The following is a 26243-nucleotide window of genomic DNA, read 5'->3' as shown; positions in this document are numbered from 1 at the left end:
CTCGCGAAAGCGGAGTGTCAGACACCTCAAGGCTGAATGTCAGACCGCTTTCGCGAGCAGGCTCGCTCCCACAGGAGGGGTTTTGGTGTTTATGCGGTCACGGTCTGGTCCACCAGATGCCCATTCTCGATACGAACATGCCGTGGATGGAAGCGCTTCAGGCTGCTGCGATGCCCGACGCTGACAATGCTCAAGCCCGGAATCTCATCGATCAAGGCCTGATACAGCGACGCTTCGTCCTCCTCATCCATCGCTGAGGTCGCTTCGTCCATGTACAGCCATTGCGGTGCATACAGCAGCGCACGGGCAAAGGCCAGTCGCTGTTGCTCACCCGGCGACAGCATGCGTTGCCAGTGATTCGCTTCATCAAGACGCGACACCAGATGCGGTAAACGACAGGCCTCCAGCACATGAACGTAGCGCTCGTGCGGATAGGTATCGCCAGACTGTGGATAACTCAGCGCCTCACACAACGTGCCAATCGGCAGATAAGGTTTTTGCGGCAGGAACAAATAACGCGCCGCTGGCAGACGAATGCTGCCATGGCCAGCCGGCCACAGATGCCCCATCGCCCGCAGCAAGGTCGACTTGCCGCTGCCGGATCGACCGCTGAGCATGACGCGCTCGCCCTCTTCCACGGTCATGTCGGCGTTGGTCAGCAGGTGACGACCATCAGCGAGGTCGAGGCCAAGATTGTGCACTTTCAGCGCCGAGCCGTGATTCTGCACATCAATCGCCGGCGCCCGCTCTTCGTTGTCGCTCATGGCCTGGCGGAAACTCAGCAGACGATCACAGGTGGCGCGCCACGCGGCGAGGTCCTGGTACGCGCTGATGAACCAGCTGAAGTTCTCCTGGACATTGCCGAAGGCGGAGTTGATTTGCATCAGCTCACCGAGCTCGATCTTGCCGGCGAAGTAGCGCGGCGCGGCGACCATGAACGGGAAGATGATTGCGATCTGGCCATACCCGGAAGTGAAAAACGTCAGGCGCTTGGACACGCGCATGATGTCCCAGAAGTTGTGCCAGACCAGCCCGAAGCGGCTGCTCAGACGACGGTTCTCGTTGGGTTCGCCGTTGTACAGCGCGATGCTTTCGGCATTCTCGCGAACCCGGACCATGGAAAAACGCAGGTCGGCTTCGAAGCGTTGTTGATTGTTGTTGAGACCGATCAAGCGACGACCGATCAAATGCGTCAGCCAGCTGCCGACCGCGGCGTAAACCAGCGCGCACCAGAACATGTAGCCGGGAATGGTGAAACCGAACACTTCAATGCTGCCCGACACGCCCCACAAGATGATTGAAAACGACACCAGGCTGACCACGTTGCGGATCAGGCCCAAGCCCAGGCCCAGGGTATTGGACGTGAAGCTGTTAAGGTCTTCGGAAATCCGCTGGTCCGGGTTATCGGTGTAACCGCCCTGCTCCAGCTGATAGTAATTCTTGTTGCCCAGCCAGCGGGCGAAGTGCTTCTCGGTGAGCCAGGCCCGCCAGCGAATCGTCAGCATCTGCGTCAGGTAGAGCCGATACACCGCGCCAAGAATCGCCACCGCCGCAATGCCGCAGAAATACAGGATCAACTGCCAGAAGGCCGCTTCGTCCTTTTTCTGCAGGGCATTGTAGAAGTCCTTGTACCAACTGTTGATCCACACCGAAATCGCCACGCTGAACAGCGACAGCGCGATCACGGCAATCAACAACGTCCAGGCCTTGCCCTTCTCTTCGCTGCGCCAGTAAGGCGTGGTCATCGCCCAGACTTTGCGAAAAAACTGCCCGCGCACAGCATCATTGACCGCGGAATATTCAGCGTTCTGATTCATGGAAAAGGCTCGATAAAGAAAAGAACACACTCGAACCGATCATAGATGATCGGTTCGGTTTGTCGCGAGGAGCGGCCCGCATTCGTTCAGCGCAGGTTCAGCGACGAACCGGACGCTTCTGCAATTTGCGCTGCAACGTACGACGGTGCATGCCCAGGGCGCGAGCCGTGGCGGAGATGTTGCCTTCGTGTTCGGTCAGCACGCGCTGGATGTGTTCCCACTGCAGGCGATCCACCGACATCGGGTTTTCCGGCACCAGTGTGTCGAGGTCCGCATGCTCGGAAAGCAGCGCGGCCAGCACGTCATCGGCATCCGCCGGTTTGCACAGGTAATTGCACGCGCCGCGCTTGATCGCCTCGACGGCGGTGGCGATGCTCGAGTAACCGGTGAGGATTACCACGCGCATTTCCGGGTCCAGCTCAAGCAGCTTGGGCAACAGCACCAGGCCGGAATCGCCGTCCATTTTCAGGTCCAGCGCGGCGTAGTCCGGCAGGTCGGCCTGAGCGATGGTCAGGCCTTCTTCGGCGGAACCGGCGGTGCTGACGCGAAAGCCGCGGCGGGCCATGGCACGGGCCATCACCCGGGTAAACGTTGCGTCGTCGTCGACCAGCAGCAAATGCGGCAGTTCTTCGCCTTCGCCTTCGACTTGGATCTCGTCACTCATGTTCGTCTCCTCGGGCGACACGGGGCAGGCGCAGCTCGGTGAGCGTGCCGCCTTCCTCATGACTGTAGAGTTTCACTGAGCCGCCGGCGCGTGTCACGCTGGCCTTGCTCAAAAACAGGCCCAGGCCGAAACCTTTGCCCTTGGTGGTAAAAAACGGCTTGCCGATCTGCTCGGCGATGGCCAGCGGCACACCGGCGCCGTGGTCGCGAATGCTGATGGTCAAATCCTCGGCATTCCAGTCCAGCGTCACTTGCAGCCCTTCGGGGCAAGCGTCGGCGGCGTTGTTGAGCAAATTCAGCAGCGCCTGGGTCAGGTCCGGCGGAGGCGCCATGCGCGGCACGGTGCCTTGGCCCAAGCGCTGGAAGCGATAACTGGCTTCCGGGCGCATCAGGTGCCAGCGATTCAGGGCTTCGTCGAGCCAATCGGTGACGTCCTGCATCTCCACCGCCAATCGACGATTGGCCTCGGCGGCGCGCACCAGTTGCTGCAAGGTTTCTTTGCAGAGTTTGACCTGATCCTGCAGCACGCTCAGGTCGTCCTGCAACATCGGGTCGTGATGGTCCTGACGCATTTCCTTGAGCAACACGCTCATGGTCGCCAGCGGCGTGCCCAGTTCATGGGCAGCACCGGCGGCCTGAGTGGCGACGGCCAGCAGTTGCTGATCGCGCAGGCCCTCTTCGCGACGGATGGCACGCAGTTCTTCCTGACGGCGCAGCTCTTCGGCCATGCGTGCGGCGAAGAAGGTGATGACCGCCGCGGCCAGGGCGAAACTCAGCCACATCCCGTACACCTGCAGGTTTTCCCGAGCGATCGGGAAGGTTTGCAGCGGATAGAAGCGCGCCAACAGCAAGGTGTACATCGTCAACGCGATACCGGACAGAATCACCGAATAACGCCACGGCAATGTCACCGCGGCGATGGTCAGCGGCACCAGGTAATAAGAGACGAAGGGGTTGGTCGACCCGCCGGAGAAATACAGCAAGGCACTGTGGATAAACAGGTCACAGGCCAGTTGCACGGCGTATTCGAGTTCGGTAACCGGCCATGTGGTGCGCAGGCGAATCGCCGTGAACGCACACAGCAACATCGAGCAACCAAGGGTTGCGGCCAGTTGGAACCAAGGCAGCGGCAGCAAGTCGAGCCAGTAGGCCAGACCCACGGAACCGGCCTGAGCGGCCAACACCAATGTGCGGATGAACGTCAGCCGCCAGAGATTCTGGCGAGTAGCGGAAGTGATTTGAACGGGGGCGAGCATGAGCTCTCCTGATGAGCGCTCCAGGCGGATCGCACGGAGTATAACCAAGCCACGCCGTCAGAGGCGCAAGTGCGGCAAACGACCACATGGCAAAAAAACCGGCTGCGACTATAAGGCCGCCTTCGCGAGCGGGCTCGCTCCCACAGGTGAACGCGTTCCAATGTGGGAGCGAGCCTGCTCGCGATTGGCCGCGCAGCGGTCACCGTCTATCCATCTGTATAGAAGTTGTAACTGTGCGAACCGGATCATAAAAGCTAGAGTCTGATGGTTTCACGCAGGCTCGGACCTTAACCCCTGCGCACCGTCCAAGGAGTTTTCATGCACAGTTTCAGCCGCAGCGCCGCCCTTCTTGCCCTTAGCGTTGGCACCGTCGCCAGCCTCCCGGCCCTGGCCGCCGACGAACTTCATTACAACCAGATCGCCCTGCGCGCCGAAGTCAGTCAGGAAGTGGCCCGCGACCTGATGATCGTGACCCTCTACACCGAAGAACAAAACACCGACCCGGCCAAACTCGCCGCCGACGTCAGTACCACCATGAACAAAGCGCTGGCCCAGGCCAAACAGGTCAAGGAAGTCACCCTGCGCCAGGGCAGTCGCAACAGCTACCCGATCTACGACACCAAGGGCCAGAAAATCACCGGCTGGCGCGAACGCGCCGAACTGCGCCTGGAAAGCTCCGACTTCGCCGCGCTGTCGAAACTGACCGGCGAACTGCTCACCGACCTGAAAATGGGCGGCATGGACTTCGCCATCGCCACCCCAACCCGCAAGGCCAGCGAAGATGCGCTGCTTAAAGAAGCCGTGACAGCCTTCAAGGCCCGCGCTCAACTGGCGACCGATGCACTGGGCGGCAAGGGTTATAGAATTGTTAACCTGAACTTGAACAGCAACGGTTATCCACAACCGTACATGCGCGCGCCGATGATGATGAAAGCGGCGAGCATGGACTCGGCACCGGTGACGCCTGAGGTTGAGGCGGGTACGAGCCAGGTGAGCATGACGGCGGATGGTTCAATTGAAGTGTTGATGCCTTGATTCGATAACCCGTACACAAAAACGGCGATCACCAAAGTGATCGCCGTTTTTTATTGCCTGCGAAAAGCCAAGTTGAACCAGTCAGATATTTGGTGAGTGATCTGTCGCCATCGCGAGCAGGCTCGCTCCCACAGTTGAACTGTGTACATCAGTAAAAAGCTGGTCGACTATCAGGCCAACAAGCTCGAAAAGCAGCCTGAATATGCCGAGATAGAGGGGTCTCCCTCACAAATGGGTATTTCCGCGACTCCCGCCAACACCGCTACTCTCAGGAAAACACCACCGCCCAAACCCTCGGGGACTCCATGGAAAGAACCACCGTCAAACCACTTCTGCTCGCCCTAGCCCTAGCAACAACCGCCCCATTGGCCCAAGCCGCCACCACCCTGGTCTACTGCTCCGAAGCCAGCCCCGCCGGTTTCGATCCCAGCCAATACACCAGCGGCACCGACTTCGACGCCTCGGCCGAAACTATCTTCAACCGTCTCACCCAATTCAAACGCGGCGGCACCGAAGTCGAACCCGGTCTGGCAACAAAATGGGAGGTATCCACGGACGGCCTCAGCTACACCTTCCACCTGCGCGACGGCGTGAAATTCCACACCACCGACTACTTCACCCCGACCCGCGACTTCAACGCCGATGACGTGCTGTTCACCTTCCAACGCCTGCTTGATCCGGAAAATGCGTTCCGCAAGGCCTACCCCGCCGAGTCGCCGTACTTCACCGACATGGACCTGAACAAAACGATCAAGAGCGTCGACAAAATCGACGACCACACCGTGCGTTTCAGCCTGAACAACATCGACGCCGCCTTCATCCAAAACCTGGCCATGAGCTTCGCTTCGGTGCAATCCGCCGAGTACGGCGCCCAGTTACTAAAAGAAGGCAAAGCCGCGGACATCAATCAGAAACCCGTCGGCACCGGCCCGTTCGTGTTCAAGCGCTATCAAAAGGACTCGCAGATCCGTTACGCCGCCAACAAGGCCTACTGGAAACCCGAGGACGTGAAACTCGATAACCTGATCTTCTCGATCACCCCGGACGCCGCCGTTCGCTTGCAGAAACTCAAGGCCGGCGAATGCCAGGTCAGCGGTTACCCACGCCCGGCAGACATCGAAGTCATGGAGAAAGACCCGAATCTCACCGTACTCAAACAAGCCGGGTTCAACCTTGGTTTCCTGGCCTACAACGTGACTCATCCACCACTGGATCAGCTCAAGGTTCGCCAGGCGCTGGACATGGCCATCGACAAACCCGCGATCATCAAAGCCGTTTACCAAAGGGCCGGCCAACTGGCGCAGAACGCCCTGCCTCCCGCTCAATGGTCTTATGACCCAAGCATCAAGGACGCGCCTCACGACCCGACGAAAGCGAAGGCGCTACTGAAAGAAGCAGGGGTTGCACCCGGTACCACTATTAATTTGTGGGCCATGACCGTGCAGCGCGCATCCAACCCCAACGCCCGGATGTCGGCACAGATGATCCAGCAGGATTGGGAGAAAATCGGGATCAAGGCCAACATCGTCAGCTATGAATGGGGCGAGTACATCAAGCGCGCCAAGAACGGCGAACACGATGCAATGATTTACGGCTGGACTGGCGACAACGGCGACCCGGATAACTGGCTCGGCGTGCTCTACAGCTGCGCCGCGGTGAAAGGTAGCAACTACGCCAAGTGGTGCGACCCGGCGTACGACAAATTGATTCAGCAGGCCAAAGTGTCCACTGACAAACAGCAACGGGTCAATTTGTACCAACAGGCACAACAAATCCTTAAGCAACAAGTCCCTATCACACCGATTGCCAACTCGACGGTGTTCCAGCCGCTGCGCAAGGAAGTCACCGACTTCAAGATCAGCCCGTTCGGCCTCACACCCTTCTATGGTGTGGGTATAAATAAGTAACACCGCGCTCTAACCGGGTGCGCCAGGCGCCCCGGACGCACTCTGTCGGTGCGCGATTTGCACTGAAAAAAACCTGCGCAAACGGTCAAATGTGCGTGAATTTATACAAATGCGACATTAAGGTACGTTCGTGCCACTGTTTAACGCCTGTGGTCGCTCCGGATCTTGCAATGGGTATGGCCCCTGCATAAGTATCCGCAGGCACGACTCACGAGGTCGTCCTCTAATTCCAAAAATGACAACAAATCATGAGGCCACCATGCTTAAACACGCGGTCATTCCGTTTTTAGTCGGCGCAGGCTTGTTAGCTAGCGCACCTTTCGCCCAAGCGGCGACTAACCTGGTGTTTTGCTCCGAAGGGAGCCCGGCCGGTTTTGATCCTGGTCAGTACACCACCGGAACCGACTTCGACGCCTCTGCAGAAACCATGTTCAACCGTCTGACTCAGTTCGAGCGCGGCGGCACCGCCGTTATTCCTGGTTTGGCGACCAAATGGGACATCTCCGATGATGGCCTGACTTACACCTTCCACCTGCGTGAAGGCGTCAAGTTCCACACCACCCCGTACTTCAAGCCGACTCGTGAGTTCAACGCCGACGACGTGCTGTTCACCTTTAATCGCATGATTAACAAGGATGATCCGTTCCGTAAGGCGTACCCGACCGAATTCCCGTACTTCACCGACATGGGGATGGACACCAACATCACCAAGATCGATAAAGTCGACGACAAAACTGTCAAGTTCACCCTGAAAGAAGTCGACGCCGCGTTCATCCAGAACATGGCCATGAGTTTCGCTTCCGTCCAGTCCGCCGAGTACGCCGCCCAGCTGCTGAAAGAAGGCAAAGCCGCCGACATCAACCAGAAGCCGGTCGGCACTGGTCCGTTCGTGTTCAAGAGCTACCAGAAAGACTCCAACATCCGCTACACCGGGAACAAGGACTACTGGAAGCCTGACGACGTCAAGATCGACAACCTGATCTTCGCCATCACCACCGACCCGTCGGTGCGTATCCAGAAGCTGAAGAAGAACGAGTGCCAGATCACTCTGTTCCCTCGTCCGGCCGACCTGAAGGCTCTTCAGGAAGACAAGACTCTGAAAGTGCCTAACCAGGCTGGTTTCAACCTGGGTTACATCGCCTACAACGTGATGGACAAGATCAAGGGCAGCGATCAGCCGAACCCGATGGCCCAACTGAAAGTGCGTCAAGCGCTGGACATGGCCGTCAACAAGCAGCAGATCATCGATTCCGTTTACCAGGGTGCTGGTCAGCTGGCCGTCAACGCCATGCCGCCAACCCAGTGGTCTTACGACACCACCATCAAGGATGCGCCGTACAACCCTGAGAAAGCCAAAGAGCTGCTCAAGGAAGCCGGCGTCAAGGAAGGCACCGAGATCAACCTGTGGGCGATGCCGGTGCAGCGTCCGTACAACCCGAACGCCAAGCTGATGGCTGAAATGCTGCAGTCCGACTGGGCCAAGATCGGTATCAAGGCCAAGATCGTGACCTACGAGTGGGGCGAGTACATCAAGCGCTCCAAAGGCGGCGAAAACGGCGCGATGCTGATTGGCTGGAGCGGCGACAACGGTGACCCGGACAACTGGCTGAACGTGCTGTTCGGCTGCGACTCCCTGCAAGGCAACAACTTCTCCAAGTGGTGCGACAAGAAGTTCGACGGCATCGTGAAAGAAGCCAAGCGCACGACCGATCAGTCCAAGCGCACCGAACTGTACAAGCAGGCGCAACACGTCCTCAAAGATGCCGTTCCAATGACACCTATCGCTCACTCGACGGTGTTCCAACCCATGCGCGACAACGTGCAGGACTTCAAGATCAGCCCGTTTGGCTTGAACTCCTTCTACGGCGTCAGCGTCAGCAAATAAGGTTTTGCAGCGGCGACGTTTTTAACGTCGCCGTTGCTTTATCTGCCGAGAAAGTAGGAAACCACCTACATCCAATTCCGCTGAGCATTACAGCAGCGGCGTCGGATGCGTTGCCATTTCCTACGAGTCTTTAGGACTCTACGCATTTACTGCCAGACCCACGGCTTCTACCGTCGGGATCTGACCAGTTCGTGCGTGGGCTCTCGGTTATTGCTGCCTGTCATGGCTTGAGATCAATGATGCCTCCACGTCCCCGGACGGGACGGCGATTCATTGAAAACACTTAGAGAAAGAGAAAAGGGAGCGTCATGCGCCATACCTTGGTTTTATCCGCATTGCTGGGCACCGGTCTGCTGGCCGCCACGTCCATCAGCCAGGCCGCCAATAACAGCCTGGTGTTCTGCTCCGAAGGCAGCCCGGCTGGCTTCGACACCGCGCAGTACACCACTGCGACCGACAATGACGCCGCCGAGCCGTTGTACAACCGACTGGCAGAGTTCGAAAAAGGCGCCACCAACGTCGTACCAGGCCTGGCCACTCGCTGGGATATTTCCGAGGACGGCCTCAAGTACACTTTTCACCTGCGCGAAGGGGTGAAATTTCACACAACCAAATACTTCACGCCGACCCGTGATTTCAACGCCGATGACGTGCTGTTCACGTTCAATCGCATGCTCGATCCGCAGCAACCTTTCCGTAAGGCTTATCCGACCGAGTTCCCGTACTTCAATGGGATGAGCCTGAACAAGAACATCGCCAAGGTCGAGAAGACCGGGCCGCTGACCGTGGTCATGACGCTCAACAGCGTGGACGCCGCGTTCATCCAGAACATCGCCATGAGCTTCGCCGCCATCCTGTCCGCCGAATACGCCGACAAACTGCTGGCCGAAGGCAAGCCGAGCGACATCAACCAGAAGCCGATCGGCACCGGGCCGTTCGTGTTCAAGAGCTACCAGAAAGATTCCAACATCCGTTACACCGGCAACAAGCAGTACTGGGACCCGAGCCGGGTCAAACTTGAGAACCTGATTTTCGCCATCAACACCGATGCCTCGGTGCGAGTACAGAAGCTCAAGGCCAACGAGTGCCAGATCACCCTGCACCCGCGCCCTGCCGACGTGACCGCGCTGAAGAACGACCCGACACTCAAGCTCATCGAGAAGCCCGGTTTCAACCTCGGTTACATCGCCTACAACGTGCGCCACAAGCCTTTCGACCAGCTCGAAGTGCGCCAGGCGCTGGACATGGCGGTGAACAAGCAAGGCATTCTCAACGCCGTCTATCAAGGTGCCGGTCAACTGGCCGTCAACGCCATGCCGCCGACCCAATGGTCCTACGACGAGACCATTAAAGACGCCGCCTACAACCCGGAAAAAGCCAAGGAATTGCTCAAGGCTGCCGGCGTGAAGGAAGGCACCGAAATTACTTTGTGGGCGATGCCCGTTCAGCGCCCTTACAACCCCAACGCCAAATTGATGGCCGAGATGCTCCAGGCTGACTGGGCAAAAATCGGCCTCAAAGTGAAGATCGTCAGCTACGAATGGGGCGAGTACATCAAGCGCACCAAGAACGGCGAGCACGACGTCAGCCTGATCGGCTGGACCGGTGACAACGGGGACCCGGACAACTGGCTCGGCACGCTTTACAGCTGCGACGCCATTGGCGGCAACAACTACTCCATGTGGTGCGATCCGGCTTACGACAAGCTGATCAAGCAGGCCAAGGTCGTTACCGACCGCGACCAGCGCACCGTGCTTTACAAACAGGCGCAGCAGTACCTCAAACAGCAGGTGCCGATTACGCCAGTCGCCCACTCGACGGTTAACCAGCCGTTGAGCGCCAAAATCGAAGGATTCAAGGTGAGTCCTTTCGGTCGTAACGTGTTCTCGGGCGTCAGCATAGAAAAATAACCGATTAGCCAAAAACGCTGGGGGCGGATTCCGCCCTCACGCAAGCGTATTGCCGTAATTCGTCAATCCGGCCTACAGCAAACGTTTGCGATGCCTTGTATGAGTTCGAAACCAAATAGCCGGATCACCAAAAAAGACCGGCATTAAAAAAAGAAAGAAAGGAGCTTCACCCCATGAAACTGAGTAGCACCGCGTTATTGGCCCTGGCCATCAGCAGCGTAACCGCCTCGGCGTACGCAGAAACCCAAAGCCAGGCGTACACCCCGGTTACCGTGAAAGAGAAAAGTGCTCAGAGTGAAGCCACTGGCTTTGTCGAAGGCCAGTCGATCACCGGAAGCACGCGTAACTGGTATGCCAACGAGCAACTGAAACGTGGCGCCCATTTCAAGTACAACAAAAACGGTGTATCGACCGAAACGGATCGTCGTATCAACTGGGTCCAGGGCACCATCATCAAGTACAACTCGGGCTTCACCGAAGGTACTGTCGGCTTCAGCACTGAAGTCGCGGCTTACAACGCCATCGCCCTGGACCGTGACCGCAAAGACCTTGCGTCTGCTAACGGTGGCGCACCACTGAATGGTGTTGGCGGCCTTGGCAACAACCGTACCCTGACCAAAGACGGCGGCGACGCCCAAGGCCAGTGGAGCAAACTGGGCCTGGCCAACGTCAAGGCGCGTGTCTCCAACACCACCCTGACCGCCGGTCGTCAAAACTTCAGCAGCCCGCAGGTCGATGTAATCGGCAACCGTGCACTGCCTTCGAGCTTCCAGGGTGTCAGCCTGCACAGTGAAGAATTGGAGAACCTGTCGTTCGACCTCGGCACCTTCGATCGCAACTCACCGCGGACCGAAGAAAGCCAGCGTAAATTCCGCTCCGAATACGCCGACACTGTCATTGAAGCCGATCACGTGAACACCGCTGGTATCACTTATCAGCCGTTCGCGAGTCTGACCACCAGCCTGTGGGGCACCCAGGCCGAAGACCTGTGGAACCAGTACTATTTCGGCGCCAGCCATGTATTGGGTGACAGCTCGGTACTAAGCCTGACCACCGGCCTGAACTACTACAAAACCGTCGACGAAGGCAAAAAGCTGCTGGGCGAAATCGACAACGACACCTACTCCCTGTCGCTCGGCCTGACCCACCAGGCCCACAGCCTGACCTTCTCCTACCAGGAAGTGAACGGTAACGAGTACTTCGACTACCTGCACGAAACCAACGGCATCTACCTGGCCAACTCCCTGCTGTCGGACTTCAACGGCCCGAACGAGAAATCCTTCCAGATCGCCTACGGCTTGAACATGGCCGAATACGGCGTGCCAGGCCTGAAGTTCAACATCTATCAGGCTCGCGGCTGGGGCATCGATGGTACTCACTACAAAGGTGGCGCCTACGACAGCGTGACCACGATGGACGGTGAACACCACTATGAATACGGCATCGGTACTTCGTACGCCGTGCAGAGCGGCCCACTCAAGGCCACCACTGTGCGCGCGACCTACACCGCTCACCGCGCCAGCGAGAACCAGGCTGATGGCAGCATCAACGAGTTCCGTCTCGTGACCACCATCCCGTTCAACATTCTGTAAAAACGCACGCCTGCGGCTGACTCATGACGAGTCGGCCGTTTGGTTTTCTTCAGTTCAACCGATTGCAGAGGGTTCTTTGATGAAAATGCTTCCCCTACGTGCGGCCATCGCGGCCGCGTTGCTGAGTGTCGCTGTTGGCGTCTCGGCCAAACCCCTGGTGGTCTGCACCGAAGCCAGTCCGGAAGGCTTCGATATGGTCCAGTACACGACTGCAGTCACAGCCGATGCGGTGGCCGAAACCATCTTCAATCGTCTGGCGGACTTCAAGCCCGGCACCACTGAAGTGATTCCGGCGCTGGCCGATTCCTGGGACATCAGTGAGGACGGTCTGACCTACACGTTCCACCTGCGCAAAGGCGTCAAGTTCCACACCACCGAATACTTCAAACCGACCCGCGACATGAACGCCGACGACGTGGTCTGGAGCTTCCAGCGTCAGCTGGACCCGAATCACCCGTGGCACAAACTGTCGAGCGTGGGCTTCCCGTACTTTGAAAGCATGGGCTTCAAGGAACTGCTCAAAAGTGTCGAGAAGATCGACGACAACACGGTCACCTTCACCCTGACCCGCCGCGAAGCGCCGTTCCTGGCCGACATCGCCATGGCCTTCTCCTCGATCTACTCCGCCGAGTATGCCGACCAGCTGCTCAAGGCCAACAAGACCGGCGACCTGAACAACAAGCCTGTCGGCACCGGCCCGTTCGTTTTCCAGCGTTACAACAAGGACGCTCAAGTCCGCTTCAAGGCCAACGCGGATTACTTCCGTGGCAAGCCACCGGCTGATTCGCTGATCCTGGCCATCGCCACCGACAACAACGTGCGCCTGCAAAAACTGAAAGCCAACGAATGCCAGATTGCGCTGTATCCGAAACCGGATGACATCCCGAGCATCAAGAAAGACGCCAAACTGAGTGTCGATGAACTGAACGCGATGACGGTCTCGTACATCGCCATGAACACCTCGCACAAGTACATGAGCGATGTGCGCGTACGTAAAGCCATCGATATCGCCTTCGACAAGGCCGCCTACGTCAACGCGCTGTTCGGCAAAGGCAATGCGACCGTGGCGGTCAATCCGTACCCGGACACCCTGCTGGGCTACAACCACGACCTGAAGAATCCACCACGTGATCTGGACAAGGCTCGCGCCTTGCTCAAGGAAGCCGGCGTGCCGGATGGCACTACGTTTACCCTGTTCACCCGTAACGGCGGCGGTCCAACCAACCCGAACCCGATGCTCGGCGCACAGATGATGCAGGCCGACCTGGCCCAGGTCGGGATCAAGGTCGATATTCGCGTCATGGAGTGGGGCGAAATGCTCAAGCGCGCGAAAAACGGCGAGCACGACATGGTGTCTGCCGGATGGGCGGGCGATAACGGCGACCCGGATAACTTCCTGACGCCTATGCTCAGTTGCGAGGCCGCCAAAAACGGCGAAAACTATGCACGTTGGTGCAATGAGAAGTTCCAGACGCTGATCGATGAAGCCAGGGCTAAAGTTAACCCGGCGGAACGTGCAGCGCTCTATGAGCAAGCCCAAGAAGTCTTTAACCAGGACCAACCTTGGATCAGCATGGCGCACACCCGTATGTTCACCGCAATGCGCAACAACGTAGAGGGCTATCACATTAGCCCGCTCACCACTAATAACTTCGCCACCACCCAGGTGAAGTAGATAAGAAAACTCCCGGCGTCCCTGACCCCAGGGACGCCAGGCACGCCTAACCGGCTGATGAGGTACACCACAAGATGTTTAGTTTTATTGCCCGCCGATTGGGGTTATTGATCCCCACGTTCTTCGGCATCACCTTGCTGACTTTCGCGTTGATTCGCATGATTCCAGGCGACCCCGTGGAAGTAATGATGGGCGAACGTCGAGTCGACCCCGAAATGCACGCTCAGGCAATGGAACGCCTAGGTCTGAACAAACCCCTGTATGCCCAATACCTGGATTACGTTGGCAAACTGGCCCACGGCGATCTCGGCGAATCCCTGCGTACCCGTGAAAGTGTCTGGAGCGAATTCACTTCTCTATTCCCCGCGACCCTGGAACTGTCCATGGCCGCCCTGTTGTTCGCCGGCATCCTGGGCCTTCTGGCCGGGGTGATCGCGGCACTCAAGCGAGGATCCCTGTTCGACCATGGGGTGATGGGCGTCTCCCTGGCGGGATACTCGATGCCGATCTTCTGGTGGGGCCTGATCCTGATCATGTTCTTCTCGGTGTCCCTGGGCTGGACCCCGGTGTCCGGGCGGATCGACCTGCTCTATGACATCGAGCCGCGGACCGGTTTCATGCTCATCGACACGCTGCTGGCCGATGACGTCGGTGCGTTCTTCGATGCGCTGCACCACCTGATCCTGCCGGCCATTGTGCTCGGTACCATTCCGCTGGCAGTGATCGCGCGGATGACCCGTTCTTCGATGCTCGAAGTGCTGCGTGAAGACTACATCCGTACCGCCCGCGCCAAAGGCCTGTCGCCGTCGCGCGTGGTGTTCGTTCACGGCCTGCGTAACGCGCTGATTCCGGTACTGACCGTGGTTGGCCTGCAAGTCGGCACATTGCTGGCCGGTGCGGTCCTGACCGAAACCATCTTCTCCTGGCCCGGCATCGGCAAATGGCTGATCGAAGCCATTGGCGCACGGGATTATCCCGTGGTGCAAAACGGCATCCTGTTAATCGCCTGCCTGGTGATTCTGGTCAACTTCGTGGTGGACATCCTCTACGGCTTTGCCAACCCACGCATTCGTCACCAGCGCTGAGATCATTATGACCATGACCACTTCAATTCCAGCGGTAGCAGTCGATCAAAGTCTGCTGTATCCGTCTCCATACAAAGAATTCTGGCAAGCGTTCTCCAAGAACAAAGGCGCCGTCGCCGGCCTGCTGTTCATGCTGCTGGTGATTTTCTGCGCCCTGTTCGCCCCTTGGGTCGCGCCGCATAACCCGAGCGAGCAGTACCGCGACTTCCTGCTGACCCCGCCGTCCTGGCTGGAAGGTGGGCAAATCCAGTTCCTGCTCGGCACCGATGAACTGGGTCGCGACCTGCTGTCGCGGCTGATCCACGGTTCGCGCCTGTCCCTGCTGATCGGTTTGTCGTCGGTGGTGATGTCGCTGATTCCGGGCATCCTTTTGGGTCTGTTCGCCGGGTTCTTCCCGCGCTTGCTCGGCCCGACCATCATGCGTCTGATGGACATCATGCTGGCCCTGCCGTCCCTGCTGCTGGCTGTGGCGATTGTCGCCATCCTCGGCCCTGGCCTGATCAACACCATTATTGCCATCGCCGTGGTTTCGTTGCCGTCCTATGTTCGCCTGACCCGCGCCGCGGTGATGGGCGAACTGAACCGCGACTACGTGACCGCCGCGCGCCTGGCCGGTGCCAATCTGCCACGCCTGATGTTCGTCACCGTGCTGCCTAACTGCATGGCGCCGCTGATCGTTCAGGCGACCTTGAGTTTCTCCTCGGCGATCCTCGATGCCGCGGCACTGGGCTTCCTCGGCCTTGGCGTTCAACCGCCAACCCCTGAGTGGGGCACCATGCTGGCTTCGGCTCGCGACTACATCGAACGCGCCTGGTGGGTCGTCAGTCTGCCTGGTTTGACCATTTTGCTCAGCGTGCTGGCAATCAACTTGATGGGCGACGGCCTGCGCGATGCGCTGGACCCGAAACTCAAGAACGCCGCCTGAGGAGATTCAAATGTCACTGTTAGAAATCAAGAATCTCAACGTTCGCTTCGGCGACAAGAACGCCGTTCCGGTGGTCGACGGTCTCGACATTACCGTGGACAAGGGCGAAGTGCTGGCCATCGTTGGCGAATCGGGTTCCGGCAAGTCCGTGACCATGATGGCGCTGATGGGCCTGATCGAGCATCCGGGGATCGTCACTGCCGACGCCCTGATGTTCGACGGCAAAGACATGCTCAAGCTCAGCAACCGTCAGCGTCGCAAAATCGTCGGCAAAGACCTGGCCATGGTCTTCCAGGACCCGATGACCGCGCTGAACCCGAGCTACACCGTCGGTTTCCAGATCGAAGAAGTGCTGCGCCTGCACCTGAAAATGTCCGGCAAGCAAGCGCGCAAGCGTGCCATCGAACTGCTGGAAAAAGTTGAAATCCCGGGCGCCGCCAGCCGTATGGATGCTTACCCGCATCAACTCTCCGGTGGTATGAGCCAGCGTGTTGCGATCGCCATGGCGATTGCCGGCGAACCGAAACTGCTGATCGCCGACGAACCAACCACAGCACTGGACGTAACGATTCAGGCGCAGATCATGGACCTGCTGTTGGCCCTGCAGAAAGAGCAGAACATGGGCCTGGTGCTGATCACTCACGACCTCGCGGTCGTGGCCGAAACCGCTCAGCGCGTGTGCGTGATGTACGCCGGCCAGGCGGTCGAAGTGGGTCAGGTGCCTCAGCTGTTCGATATTCCGGCGCACCCGTACAGCGAAGCGCTGCTCAAGGCGATTCCGGAACACAGCCTGGGCGCCACCCGCCTGGCGACGCTGCCGGGCATCGTTCCCGGTCGTTATGACCGCCCGCAGGGTTGCCTGCTGTCGCCGCGTTGCCCGTACGTGCAGGATACCTGCCGTCAGCAACGTCCAACCCTCGACCCGAAAAGCAACAGCCTCGCCCGCTGCTTCTACCCGCTGAATCAGGAGGTGGCGTAATGGCCGTCGTACTTACCGCCCGCGACCTGACCCGTCACTACGAAGTGTCCCGTGGCCTGTTCAAGGGCCATGCGACCGTTCGCGCGCTTAACGGTGTGTCGTTCGAACTGGAAGCCGGCAAGACCCTCGCTGTCGTCGGCGAATCGGGCTGCGGCAAATCCACCCTGGCCCGTGCCCTGACGCTGATCGAGGAGCCATCCTCCGGCTCCTTGAAAATCGCCGGGCAGGAAGTCACCGGTGCGAACAAGGCTGAACGCAAGCAACTGCGCAAAGACGTGCAGATGGTGTTCCAGAGCCCTTACGCGTCGTTGAACCCACGGCAAAAAGTCGGTGACCAGCTCGGCGAGCCGCTGCTGATCAACACCAACCTTTCCGCCGCCGAACGTCGCGAGAAAGTGCAGGCGATGATGAAGCAGGTGGGCTTGCGTCCTGAGCACTACCAGCGTTATCCGCACATGTTCTCTGGTGGTCAGCGTCAGCGGATCGCCCTGGCCCGCGCGATGATGTTGCAGCCTAAAGTGCTGGTCGCGGATGAACCGACCTCGGCGCTGGACGTGTCCATTCAGGCGCAGGTGCTGAACCTGTTCATGGACTTGCAGCAAGAGTTCAACACCGCTTACGTGTTCATCTCCCACAACCTGGCGGTGGTGCAACACGTCGCCGATGACGTGATGGTGATGTACCTCGGTCGCCCGGTGGAAATGGGCCCGAAAAACGACATCTACGAGCGCCCTCTGCACCCGTACACCCAGGCGCTGCTGTCGGCCACCCCGACCATTCACCCGGACCCGAACAAGCCGAAAATCAAGATCGTCGGCGAATTGCCCAACCCGCTGAACCCGCCGTCGGGTTGCGCTTTCCACAAGCGCTGCCCGTACGCGACCGAGCGCTGCAGCACCGAAGAGCCGGCCCTGCGCTTGCTCGACAGTCGCCAGGTGGCTTGCCATTACGCTGAGCAGTTTCTCGACGGCGCCGCGTAACAAAATGTGGGAGCGAGCCTGCTCGCGAAAGCAGTCTTTCAGTCGACATTGGTGGTGACTGATAAAACGCCTTCGCGAGCAGGCTCGCTCCCACAGGGATATCTGAGCTGTTCAATAACCTCTTCTGCCCCGGCTGCGCATCAGTCGAGCAGGAGGGGTTTTCTTTTGCCTGTCATTTAAGCCCCTTCATCTTCGTCAGTGTCCGGTTCATCAGTAGTCGAGTCGTCATCGTCAGCGCTGCCGCCCTGCCCCTGATCACCGGGCTCGGATTCCGATTTGGCGATCATCATGCCACTGTGCGCCACCGGCCCACTCGAAGCCTGCTCTCCGTGATCCTCGCACTCGGCCCACGCCGCCGACATACCAACGGACAGCATCACCAAAACCTTAAGCAACAGCACAATGCGTTGAAAAATGCTCATAGCCGATTCCATCCTTTCTTGAGTGGTGCATGGGGTGCTTGTCTGGCGCTGTGTGAAATCTAGTTCCGATTCACCCGATTCTCCAGATAGGACGCTAACGAATGGACAGAATGCCGCCGAGAGGGAGATTGGTTTTGCATAATGTCTATAACCAGATCAGCTAAGTTAAGCAGGCTCGCCGTGCGCCGAGGAGAGAACCCGTTGCCGCTCCGACAAACGCGTTGCTTGATAAAACAGCGGTATGGACAACACCGCCAGCGCCGCGCTTGCGAGCCAGACACTGTGGCCACCGAAATGACCGTAAAGCTGCCCGCCAAGCACAGGCGAAAGCAGCGCGCTCGCACTCCAGCACATGAAGAACAGGCCGAAGTACTGGCCGCTTTTTCCGGCCTGCGCGTGCTGCATGACGAGTACATTCAGCGGCGGCATGAACAAGGCTTCCCCCAGGGTCCAGACCACAGTCGAAAGGCAGGCGTAAAACACCCCGGAACCGAGCGGCAACATGCCGAGTCCGACCGCCAGCAACACACATCCCGCCACCAGTTGCCGGCGCACGCCCCAGCGTTCACCCCAGTGCGAAAGCGGTATTTGCAATACCACAATCAGCATCGCATTGAGCCCGAACTGCCAACCGATGGCTTCAGTGCTCAACCGGTAGTAATCCCGCAGGTAATTGCCGAGCATGCTGTAGATCGAGTCGAACGCCATGCCGAGCAGGATCACTGCTGCCAGCAACCAGAGGAACGGTCGATCTCGATAGGGGACGCCTGTGCCTGTGCCGACATCGGGCGTTTCGTCAGGAATCAGCACTGGTCGGTGCCATGTCGTGCGGACAAACCAAAGCAATGCCAGCAGGGTCATGGCCGCGCTGACAAAAAACACCCAGCGAAAATCGGTCTGCGCCAGCACCCCGCCCGCCAAGCCAGCGGCAGCCATTCCGAGGTTTCTGGCGACACGGCTCAAGGTCTGCGCGCGAGGACGCTGCGCCACCTCGCAGTACTCCATGATCAGCCGCTGATGCAGCGTACGAATCGCCCCATCGAGTGTCCCGCTGAGCAAAAGCAAACCTGCCAGCAGCGGCACCTGCGTGGTCAGCCCGAGCAAGACCAGCGTCCACACCGAGGCAAAAAACAGCGCAGCCGTCAGCCGCGCCGTGGGCACATGATCGCTCAGCCATCCACCCAGCATCGAGCCGATCAACAGTCCGGCGCCATAAGCGGACAGCAGCCAGCCGACTGTTTCAATGGCCAGCCCCAGTTCCTGACGCAGGTACAGCGCCATGAACAGCTTGACCATGCTGCTCAAGCGATTGATGAAAAGCAGCGCCGCCAGCACCCAGGCCATGGTGCAGAAATAGCCGTCCAGCCGCAGCAGGTGAGTCAACCGAATTGTCATTCCATTGATCCCTTGTGCTCCTGCTCGTGGAAAGTCGCTGCTTGCGAAATGTCCTCTGAACACTAGACGTCGACGAGTTCATTGTCGCGAGGAAAAGCCCCGATAATGGAAAACCAGAGTCAAGCTACGAAATCACGGGAAAATACCTACAGAAAAACCTCACACGCAGATCGCTTGGTACTGATCAAAGATCAGGGGCACCACACAACCCGGAGGAGCAAAGCTTGCTCGCGATGACAATTTCGAAACCGCCATCGCCGGCAAGCCGTGCTCCTACATACTCAAGATCAATGCACGCAGCCTGTCAGAAATCTGGGTCGTTGCGAACCATGATAATTCCTTGCAGGATTGAAGCCTCGCGCGAGGCAACGTCTGGCACAGATTCGCCATGAACGCTTGAAAGGATTTAGAGAACAGTTCAAGGAAGACATCCGGCTGATCCACAGCCGTGGAGTAAAGCACAAGCCCTAACTACGCAAGCTGAGAGTGAGCACTCAGACAAAGGCTACCGCCATGGATCTATCGCAGACACTGCTGCAACTCGAACAACGCCTCCAGTCGCAAGATGTTCGGTGCGATGCCGAAGAAATCGCCCTTCTGATCGCCGACGACTTCATCGAGTTTGGCGCCAGCGGCAGCACTTGGACCAAAGCCGACCTAGTCGAGCATTTGCCCGATCAGCCCTTTACCAAACGCACGATCAGCGAATTCGCAGTCAAACAGCTGTCAGAACACACCGTGCTTGTGACCTACCACTGTCACACCGCCACCAGCAGCCAGCGCGCCCCTGCCAACAGCTTGCGTTGTTCGATTTGGCGTAAGCAAGATGAGCAATGGCAGATGGTTTTCCATCAAGGGACATTTATCCTGCAGCAGTGAGCACAAAACCTGTGGGAGCGGGCTTGCTCGCGAAGGGGCCATCAGCCTCATCACTTCTGTTGGCGGGTCTATTGCTTTCGCGAGCAAGCCCGCTCCCACAGGGATTTCGCTTAACTGGCTGAAATCGGGCCAATAAAAAACCCCGCAGCTTTCGCGGCGGGGTTTTCGATACAGCATTCAGCGCTTAATGATGCTCACGGGTCGCCCTGAATTTCACGTCCGGCCAGCGCTCTTCCATCAGTGCCAGATTGACCCGCGTCGGGGCCAGGTAGGTCAGGTGACCGCCGCCGTCAATCGCGAGGTTTTCCACAGCCTTGACGCTGAACTCTTCGAGCTTCTTCTTATCGCTGCAATCGATCCAGCGCGCGGAATAAACGGTGATCGGCTCATAGGAGCACTCGACCTTGTATTCCTCTTTCAAACGGCTGGCGACCACATCGAACTGCAGCACACCGACGGCGCCGAGAATGATGTCGTTGCTGCGCGTCGGGAAGAACACTTGGGTTGCGCCCTCTTCCGCCAGTTGCTGCAGACCCTGACGCAGTTGCTTGGATTTCAACGGATCGCGCAGGCGCACGCGACGGAACAGTTCCGGGGCGAAGTGCGGAATGCCGGTGAAGCCCAGGACTTCGCCTTCGGTGAAGGTGTCGCCGATCTGGATGGTGCCGTGGTTGTGCAAACCAATGATGTCGCCGGCAAACGCTTCTTCCAGTTGCTCACGCTCGGAGGAGAAGAAGGTCAGCGCATCGCCGATCCGCACGTCTTTGCCGGTGCGCACGTGGCGCATCTTCATGCCTTTTTCGTATTTGCCGGAGCAGATACGCATGAAGGCGATACGGTCGCGGTGTTTCGGGTCCATGTTCGCCTGGATCTTGAACACGAAGCCGGCGAATTTGTCTTCAACTGGCTCAACAGTGCGCTCGTTGGCGACACGGGCCAGCGGTTTCGGCGCCCAGTTGACCACGGCGTCGAGCACGTGATCGACACCGAAGTTGCCCAATGCAGTCCCGAAGAACACCGGGGTCAGTTGGCCGTCGAGGAATTCCTGTTGATTGAATTCGTGACAGGCGCCCTGCACCAGTTCCAGCTGATCGACGAAGCGATCGTACTCGTCGCCCAAGTGCGCGCGGGCTTCATCGGAGTCGAGTTTCTCGATGATTTTCACATCGGTGCGCTCGTGGCCGTGGCCAGCGGTGTACACGATGATGTAGTCGTCGGCGAGGTGATAAACGCCCTTGAAATCGCGGTAGCAACCGATCGGCCAGGTGATCGGCGCTGCCTTGATCTTCAGGACCGCTTCGATTTCGTCGAGCAGTTCGATCGGGTCGCGGATGTCACGGTCGAGTTTGTTGATGAAGCTGACAATCGGCGTGTCACGCAGACGGCAGACGTCCATCAGCGCGATGGTCCGTGGCTCTACACCCTTACCGCCGTCGAGAACCATCAAGGCCGAGTCAACCGCCGTCAGGGTGCGGTAGGTATCTTCGGAGAAGTCTTCGTGGCCCGGGGTGTCGAGCAGGTTGATCATGTGGTCGCGATACGGGAACTGCATGACCGACGTGGTAATGGAAATACCCCGTTGTTTTTCCATTTCCATCCAGTCGGAGGTGGCATGGCGGTCAGACTTGCGAGATTTCACCGTGCCAGCAATCGCAATCGCCTTGCCCATCAGCAAGAGCTTCTCGGTGATGGTGGTTTTACCGGCATCGGGGTGGGAAATAATGGCGAAAGTGCGGCGTTTCGCGACTTCGGCGGCCTGTTTGGTCATGGGAAATCGCCTGGCAGGTGATTCAAAAAAGGGCGGCGAGTATAGCGCAAACCGAGCCTTACGGACCACCGTTCGCCCGTAGCAGCTGCCGAGCCTGCGAGGCTGCGTTCGGCGGCGAAGCCGTCGTAAAACCTGACGCTGCGGTGTATCAGGCAGACCGCGTGAGTGAACTCTACGACGGCTCCGCCGCCGAACGCAGCCTCGCAGGCTCGACAGCTGCTACGGGCGGCAAGATGAGATGCGTGGTAGCTAAATGCTGTTAATTATGGAACCTTTTAAAAGGTGCAGACGTCCACTCCCCTGTTACGGCACTCGTTCCAGGGGCTGAAAAATCAGCAAGTTGGCCTGACGAGGCTGCGCTTATGGCTCGATCTCATGCGGTTTCATCAGCATGAAGAGCTGCTTCTCGCGAACGTTGATAATCCCGGCAGCCAGGAATGGCATTGCCACTCGGGACTGCGTTCGCCGACAAAGAAAAGGAGTCTGCCTGTGGCTATTCGCTATGGCAAAGGGCTGATAGGAGGTGCGGTTGTCGTCGCCCTTCTGGCCCTGCTGGTCCACTGGATTGGCATCAACACGATCGAACATTACCGCGACGATTTGTTGTTTTACCTGCAAGCCCATTTGATTCTCGTCCTCGCTTCCATGCTGGCCGCCCTCGTTGTGGGCATACCCGCCGGTATCTTTCTCAGCCGCCCGACCATGGTGGGCCGCGCTGAACGTTTCATGCAGATCTTCAACATCGGCAACACCGTGCCGCCTCTTGCCGTACTGGCCATCGCCCTGGGTATCCTCGGCATCGGCAGCGGCCCCGCGATTTTCGCCCTGTTCCTCGCCTCGCTGTTGCCGATCGTGCGCAACACCTATGAAGGCTTGAAAAACGTCCAGGCTTCGCTCAAGGAAGCGGCCGTCGGCATCGGCATGACACCGACTCAGGTGCTGTGGCGGGTCGAACTGCCGAACGCCGTGCCGATCATCATCGGTGGCGTGCGCGTGGCGCTGGCGATCAACGTCGGTACCGCACCGCTGGCGTTCCTGATTGGCGCCAACAGTCTGGGCAGCCTGATTTTCCCTGGCATCGCCCTGAACAATCAGCCGCAGCTGCTGCTCGGCGCGGCCTGCACCGCCCTGCTGGCCTTGCTGCTCGACGGCCTGGTGACACTCGCCAGCCGCCTCTGGCTCGAACGCGGCCTCCGCCCGTCTTAAGCCTCGGCAAAGGAATATTTATGAAGACATTAAGCTTTTTAACAGGCTGCGTCCTGCTGTTCGCAGGATTTGCCCAAGCCGCTGAAAAACCGGTGATCCGCATCGGCGCCCGGGTGTTCACCGAACAAACCCTGCTGGCGGAAATCACTTCCCAATACCTGAACACCAAGGGTTACGACACCCAGGTGACCGGCGGTCTGGGCAGCACCCTGGCCCGAAGCGCCCACGAAAGTGGTCAGCTGGATTTGATGTGGGAATACACCGGCGTGTCGCTGGTGGCTTACAACCACATCACCGACAAGCTCGACAGCGCTCAGTCCTACGCCAAGGTGAAAGAACTCGACGCGAAAAAAGGCCTGATCTGGCTCACCCCATCGAAGTTCAGCAACACCTACGCCCTGGCCCTGCCGGAAAACACCGCGAAGGCGTATCCGCAGATCAACACCATCAGCGAGCTGAACACGGTGCTGCAGGCTGAGGCGAAGACCAATCACCTCGTCGCCCTGGACACCGAGTTCGCCAACCGTTCCGATGGACTGGACGGCATGGTCGACCTCTACGGCATGAACCTGACCCGTAAAAACATCCGCCAGATGGATGCCGGGCTGGTCTACACCGCCCTGCGCAATGGTCAGGTGTTTGCCGGTCTGGTCTACACCACCGACGGTCGTTTGAACGCCTTCAAGCTGAAACTGCTGGAAGACGACAAGCACTACTTCCCGGACTACACCGCTGCGCCGGTGGTGCGTCAGGTTTACCTCGACGCCCATCCGAAACTCGCCGAAGAACTCAGGCCGCTGGCCGAACTGTTCGACGACTCAACCATGCGCCAGCTCAATGCGCGGGTCGATGTCGATCACGAAAGCCCTTCATCCGTTGCCGCCGATTTCCTGCGCCAGCACCCCATCAAATAAGGAGGAAAAGACATGGAATTTCTGAACGCCTTTTCCCATCTCGACTGGCCATTGGTCCTGCAACTGACCGGGCAGCACATCACCCTCGTCGGTATTGCCGTGACCCTGGCGATTCTGGTCGGCGTGCCGCTGGGCATCCTGATGACACGCTTCCAGACACTCGCCGGCCCGTTGCAGGCCAGCGCCACGGTGCTGCTGACGGTTCCGTCGATTGCCCTGTTCGGCCTGCTGCTGCCGTTCTACTCGAAATTCGGCCAGGGCCTGGGCCCGATGCCGGCGATCACCGCGGTGTTTTTGTACTCGCTGCTGCCGATCATGCGTAACACCTACCTTGCCCTGACCGGCGTCGACCCCGGCATTCGCGAAGCCGCCCGCGGCATCGGCATGACCTTCGGCCAGCGCCTGCGCATGGTCGAACTGCCGATCGCGGTGCCAGTGATCCTCGCCGGTGTGCGCACCGCCGTGGTCATGAACATTGGTGTCATGACCATCGCCGCCACCATCGGCGCCGGTGGCCTCGGTGTACTCATTCTCGCTTCCATCAGCCGCAGCGACATGTCGATGCTGATCGTCGGCGCCGTGCTGGTCAGTCTCCTGGCCATCTTCGCCGACCTGCTTCTGCAATGGCTGCAACGCACGCTGACTCCAAAAGGACTCCTGAAATGATCGAACTTCAAAACCTCAGCAAGACCTTCCAAAGCAACGGCAAAGATGTGAAAGCCGTGGACTCGGTAAGCCTGACCGTCAATGAAGGCGAGATCTGTGTGTTCCTCGGGCCATCGGGCTGCGGCAAAAGCACCACGCTGAAAATGATCAATCGCCTGATCAAGCCGACTTCCGGCAAGATCCTGATCAACGGCGAAGACACCACCGACCTCGACGCCGTGACCCTGCGCCGCAACATCGGTTATGTGATCCAGCAGATCGGTCTGTTCCCGAACATGACCATCGAGGAAAACATCACCATCGTTCCGCGCCTGCTGGGCTGGGACAAACAGAAATGCCACGACCGCGCTCGCGAGTTGATGAGCATGATCAAGCTTGAGCCCAAGCAGTATCTGACTCGCTACCCGCGTGAATTGTCCGGTGGACAACAGCAACGGATCGGCGTGATTCGTGCGCTGGCGGCGGATGCGCCGTTGTTGCTGATGGACGAACCGTTTGGCGCGGTCGACCCGATCAACCGCGAGATGATTCAGAACGAGTTCTTCGAAATGCAGCGCGCGCTGAACAAGACCGTGATCATGGTCAGCCACGACATCGATGAAGCCATCAAGCTGGGCGACAAGATCGCAATCTTCCGCGCCGGCAAACTGCTGCAGATCGATCACCCGGACACCCTGCTGGCGCACCCTGCGGATGACTTTGTCAGCAACTTCGTCGGCCAGGACAGCACCCTCAAGCGACTGTTGCTGGTGAAAGCCGAGGATGCGGCGGACAACGCGCCGTCGGTGAGCCCGGAAACGCCAGTGGCTGAAGCCCTGGAGTTGATGGACGAACTGGACCGTCGCTACGTGGTGGTCACTTGCGCCGACAATAAAGCACTGGGCTACGTACGACGTCGCGACCTGCACCGTCAGACCGGCACCTGCGCGCAATACCTGCGCGAGTTCAACGCCACCGCGGTGTACGACGAGCATTTGCGCATCCTGCTGTCGCGCATGTACGAATTCAACCGCTCGTGGTTGCCGGTGATGGATGCGGAGCGGGTGTTCCTGGGGGAAGTGACACAGGAATCGATTGCCGAGTATTTGAGCTCCGGCAAGTCCCGTGGCGGCAAGACCAGCATTGTTTCGCCAGCAGAGACTGCTGTCGCCTGATCCGGCGCCATCGCGAGCAGGCTCGCTCCCACATTTGATCTGTGCATCAACACAAATCCCCTGTGGGAGCGAGCCTGCTCGCGATTGGGGCACCACAAATCCTCCAGGAACACCTCAAATATCCCTCCTA

The 26243-nt window shown here is 58.8% G+C and carries 21 protein-coding genes; 15 read left to right on the top strand and 6 right to left on the bottom strand.

The genetic code is table 11. From position 1 onward, the window contains the following. Positions 1–89 precede the first annotated feature (89 nt). From AC3IUE_RS04220 to AC3IUE_RS04210, 3 genes are all read right to left on the bottom strand, one after another. Positions 90–1817, bottom strand: a complete 1728-nt coding sequence (locus AC3IUE_RS04220) for an ABC transporter ATP-binding protein/permease (RefSeq protein ID WP_056742913.1) — start codon at positions 1815–1817, stop codon at positions 90–92. A 97-nt stretch (positions 1818–1914) separates the two neighbouring features. Further along, on the bottom strand, positions 1915–2481 hold the full coding sequence (locus tag AC3IUE_RS04215) for a response regulator transcription factor (RefSeq protein WP_008148925.1): 567 nt from the start codon (positions 2479–2481) through the stop codon (positions 1915–1917). Continuing rightward, entirely contained in the window at positions 2474–3736 is a 1263-nt protein-coding gene (locus AC3IUE_RS04210; RefSeq protein WP_056742908.1) for an ATP-binding protein, read from the bottom strand. Before AC3IUE_RS04210 ends, AC3IUE_RS04215 begins: the two co-directional genes overlap by 8 nt. Before the next feature lie 318 nt (positions 3737–4054). On the opposite strand from AC3IUE_RS04210, the gene AC3IUE_RS04205 reads away from it, so the two are divergent. From AC3IUE_RS04205 to AC3IUE_RS04160, 10 genes are all read left to right on the top strand, one after another. Then, entirely contained in the window at positions 4055–4771 is a 717-nt protein-coding gene (locus AC3IUE_RS04205; protein WP_489265738.1) for an SIMPL domain-containing protein, read from the top strand. Positions 4772–5076: 305 nt separating this feature from the next. Continuing rightward, positions 5077–6678, top strand: a complete 1602-nt coding sequence (locus AC3IUE_RS04200) for an ABC transporter substrate-binding protein (RefSeq protein ID WP_489265736.1) — start codon at positions 5077–5079, stop codon at positions 6676–6678. A gap of 259 nt (positions 6679–6937) precedes the next feature. Beyond that, positions 6938–8563, top strand: a complete 1626-nt coding sequence (locus tag AC3IUE_RS04195) for an ABC transporter substrate-binding protein (RefSeq protein ID WP_056742905.1) — start codon at positions 6938–6940, stop codon at positions 8561–8563. 308 nt (positions 8564–8871) lie between these two features. Beyond that, a complete protein-coding gene (locus tag AC3IUE_RS04190; protein WP_056742903.1) occupies positions 8872–10473 on the top strand; it encodes an ABC transporter substrate-binding protein in 1602 nt (533 codons plus the stop codon). Between the two features lie 173 nt (positions 10474–10646). Continuing rightward, positions 10647–12065 carry an OprD family porin gene (locus tag AC3IUE_RS04185; protein WP_489265733.1) on the top strand — a complete coding sequence of 473 codons (1419 nt, stop codon included), beginning with the start codon at positions 10647–10649 and terminating at the stop codon, positions 12063–12065. A gap of 79 nt (positions 12066–12144) precedes the next feature. Beyond that, the gene (locus AC3IUE_RS04180) at positions 12145–13740 is read left to right on the top strand and encodes an ABC transporter substrate-binding protein (RefSeq protein WP_056742899.1); all 1596 of its coding nucleotides are present in this window, start codon (positions 12145–12147) and stop codon (positions 13738–13740) included. A gap of 74 nt (positions 13741–13814) precedes the next feature. Continuing rightward, positions 13815–14825 (top strand): ABC transporter permease subunit, encoded by a 1011-nt coding sequence (locus tag AC3IUE_RS04175; protein WP_008148942.1) that lies wholly within the window; start codon positions 13815–13817, stop codon positions 14823–14825. Positions 14826–14838: 13 nt separating this feature from the next. Next, entirely contained in the window at positions 14839–15750 is a 912-nt protein-coding gene (locus AC3IUE_RS04170) for an ABC transporter permease subunit (RefSeq protein WP_046046053.1), read from the top strand. A gap of 10 nt (positions 15751–15760) precedes the next feature. After that, a complete protein-coding gene (locus AC3IUE_RS04165) occupies positions 15761–16729 on the top strand; it encodes an ABC transporter ATP-binding protein (protein WP_461996957.1) in 969 nt (322 codons plus the stop codon). After that, positions 16729–17709 (top strand): peptide ABC transporter ATP-binding protein, encoded by a 981-nt coding sequence (locus tag AC3IUE_RS04160; protein WP_111450436.1) that lies wholly within the window; start codon positions 16729–16731, stop codon positions 17707–17709. Before AC3IUE_RS04165 ends, AC3IUE_RS04160 begins: the two co-directional genes overlap by 1 nt. A 176-nt stretch (positions 17710–17885) precedes the next feature. Here AC3IUE_RS04160 and AC3IUE_RS04155 read toward each other — a convergent pair whose 3' ends face one another. Together AC3IUE_RS04155 and AC3IUE_RS04150 are read right to left on the bottom strand one after the other, a co-directional pair. Then, positions 17886–18131 carry a hypothetical protein gene (locus AC3IUE_RS04155; RefSeq protein WP_056742897.1) on the bottom strand — a complete coding sequence of 82 codons (246 nt, stop codon included), beginning with the start codon at positions 18129–18131 and terminating at the stop codon, positions 17886–17888. 165 nt (positions 18132–18296) lie between these two features. Next, a complete protein-coding gene (locus tag AC3IUE_RS04150; protein ID WP_489265729.1) occupies positions 18297–19526 on the bottom strand; it encodes an MFS transporter in 1230 nt (409 codons plus the stop codon). 513 nt (positions 19527–20039) lie between these two features. Here AC3IUE_RS04150 and AC3IUE_RS04145 point away from each other — a divergent pair. Next, entirely contained in the window at positions 20040–20405 is a 366-nt protein-coding gene (locus AC3IUE_RS04145; protein WP_056742892.1) for a nuclear transport factor 2 family protein, read from the top strand. Positions 20406–20589: 184 nt separating this feature from the next. Here the strand turns inward: AC3IUE_RS04145 and AC3IUE_RS04140 are convergent, their stop codons facing one another. After that, positions 20590–22173, bottom strand: coding sequence for a peptide chain release factor 3 (locus tag AC3IUE_RS04140; RefSeq protein ID WP_489265727.1), 1584 nt, complete (start codon positions 22171–22173; stop codon positions 20590–20592). A 489-nt stretch (positions 22174–22662) separates the two neighbouring features. Between AC3IUE_RS04140 and AC3IUE_RS04135 the strand changes: the two genes are divergently transcribed. From AC3IUE_RS04135 to AC3IUE_RS04120, 4 genes are read left to right on the top strand one after another with little or no spacing between them, the layout of a single operon-like run. Then, on the top strand, positions 22663–23379 hold the full coding sequence (locus AC3IUE_RS04135; RefSeq protein ID WP_461996954.1) for an ABC transporter permease: 717 nt from the start codon (positions 22663–22665) through the stop codon (positions 23377–23379). Positions 23380–23399: 20 nt separating this feature from the next. After that, a complete protein-coding gene (locus AC3IUE_RS04130) occupies positions 23400–24293 on the top strand; it encodes a glycine betaine ABC transporter substrate-binding protein (protein WP_489265725.1) in 894 nt (297 codons plus the stop codon). 12 nt (positions 24294–24305) lie between these two features. Then, complete coding sequence (locus AC3IUE_RS04125) at positions 24306–24959, top strand: ABC transporter permease (protein ID WP_489265723.1); 654 nt, start codon at positions 24306–24308, stop codon at positions 24957–24959. After that, on the top strand, positions 24956–26113 hold the full coding sequence (locus tag AC3IUE_RS04120; protein ID WP_056742886.1) for an osmoprotectant ABC transporter ATP-binding protein OsmV: 1158 nt from the start codon (positions 24956–24958) through the stop codon (positions 26111–26113). The genes AC3IUE_RS04125 and AC3IUE_RS04120 overlap by 4 nt, the downstream gene beginning before the upstream one ends. The last annotated feature ends 130 nt before the right edge of the window (positions 26114–26243 follow it).

Source organism: Pseudomonas sp. GL_093 (genome assembly GCF_057837605.1).
This window is presented reverse-complemented; position numbering and strand designations above follow the sequence as displayed.

What these genes read in the sequence shown, in the direction of transcription:
- AC3IUE_RS04160 (WP_111450436.1), top strand. Translation starts at nt 16,729, where the DNA reads ATGGCCGTCGTACTTACCGCCCGCGACCTGACCCGTCACTACGAAGTG.
- AC3IUE_RS04140 (WP_489265727.1), bottom strand. Translation starts at nt 22,173, where the DNA reads ATGACCAAACAGGCCGCCGAAGTCGCGAAACGCCGCACTTTCGCCATT.
- AC3IUE_RS04200 (WP_489265736.1), top strand. Translation starts at nt 5,077, where the DNA reads ATGGAAAGAACCACCGTCAAACCACTTCTGCTCGCCCTAGCCCTAGCA.
- AC3IUE_RS04155 (WP_056742897.1), bottom strand. Translation starts at nt 18,131, where the DNA reads ATGAGCATTTTTCAACGCATTGTGCTGTTGCTTAAGGTTTTGGTGATG.
- AC3IUE_RS04220 (WP_056742913.1), bottom strand. Translation starts at nt 1,817, where the DNA reads ATGAATCAGAACGCTGAATATTCCGCGGTCAATGATGCTGTGCGCGGG.
- AC3IUE_RS04190 (WP_056742903.1), top strand. Translation starts at nt 8,872, where the DNA reads ATGCGCCATACCTTGGTTTTATCCGCATTGCTGGGCACCGGTCTGCTG.
- AC3IUE_RS04145 (WP_056742892.1), top strand. Translation starts at nt 20,040, where the DNA reads ATGGATCTATCGCAGACACTGCTGCAACTCGAACAACGCCTCCAGTCG.
- AC3IUE_RS04215 (WP_008148925.1), bottom strand. Translation starts at nt 2,481, where the DNA reads ATGAGTGACGAGATCCAAGTCGAAGGCGAAGGCGAAGAACTGCCGCAT.
- AC3IUE_RS04205 (WP_489265738.1), top strand. Translation starts at nt 4,055, where the DNA reads ATGCACAGTTTCAGCCGCAGCGCCGCCCTTCTTGCCCTTAGCGTTGGC.
- AC3IUE_RS04195 (WP_056742905.1), top strand. Translation starts at nt 6,938, where the DNA reads ATGCTTAAACACGCGGTCATTCCGTTTTTAGTCGGCGCAGGCTTGTTA.
- AC3IUE_RS04150 (WP_489265729.1), bottom strand. Translation starts at nt 19,526, where the DNA reads ATGACAATTCGGTTGACTCACCTGCTGCGGCTGGACGGCTATTTCTGC.
- AC3IUE_RS04170 (WP_046046053.1), top strand. Translation starts at nt 14,839, where the DNA reads ATGACCACTTCAATTCCAGCGGTAGCAGTCGATCAAAGTCTGCTGTAT.
- AC3IUE_RS04180 (WP_056742899.1), top strand. Translation starts at nt 12,145, where the DNA reads ATGAAAATGCTTCCCCTACGTGCGGCCATCGCGGCCGCGTTGCTGAGT.
- AC3IUE_RS04210 (WP_056742908.1), bottom strand. Translation starts at nt 3,736, where the DNA reads ATGCTCGCCCCCGTTCAAATCACTTCCGCTACTCGCCAGAATCTCTGG.
- AC3IUE_RS04165 (WP_461996957.1), top strand. Translation starts at nt 15,761, where the DNA reads ATGTCACTGTTAGAAATCAAGAATCTCAACGTTCGCTTCGGCGACAAG.
- AC3IUE_RS04120 (WP_056742886.1), top strand. Translation starts at nt 24,956, where the DNA reads ATGATCGAACTTCAAAACCTCAGCAAGACCTTCCAAAGCAACGGCAAA.
- AC3IUE_RS04175 (WP_008148942.1), top strand. Translation starts at nt 13,815, where the DNA reads ATGTTTAGTTTTATTGCCCGCCGATTGGGGTTATTGATCCCCACGTTC.
- AC3IUE_RS04125 (WP_489265723.1), top strand. Translation starts at nt 24,306, where the DNA reads ATGGAATTTCTGAACGCCTTTTCCCATCTCGACTGGCCATTGGTCCTG.
- AC3IUE_RS04185 (WP_489265733.1), top strand. Translation starts at nt 10,647, where the DNA reads ATGAAACTGAGTAGCACCGCGTTATTGGCCCTGGCCATCAGCAGCGTA.
- AC3IUE_RS04130 (WP_489265725.1), top strand. Translation starts at nt 23,400, where the DNA reads ATGAAGACATTAAGCTTTTTAACAGGCTGCGTCCTGCTGTTCGCAGGA.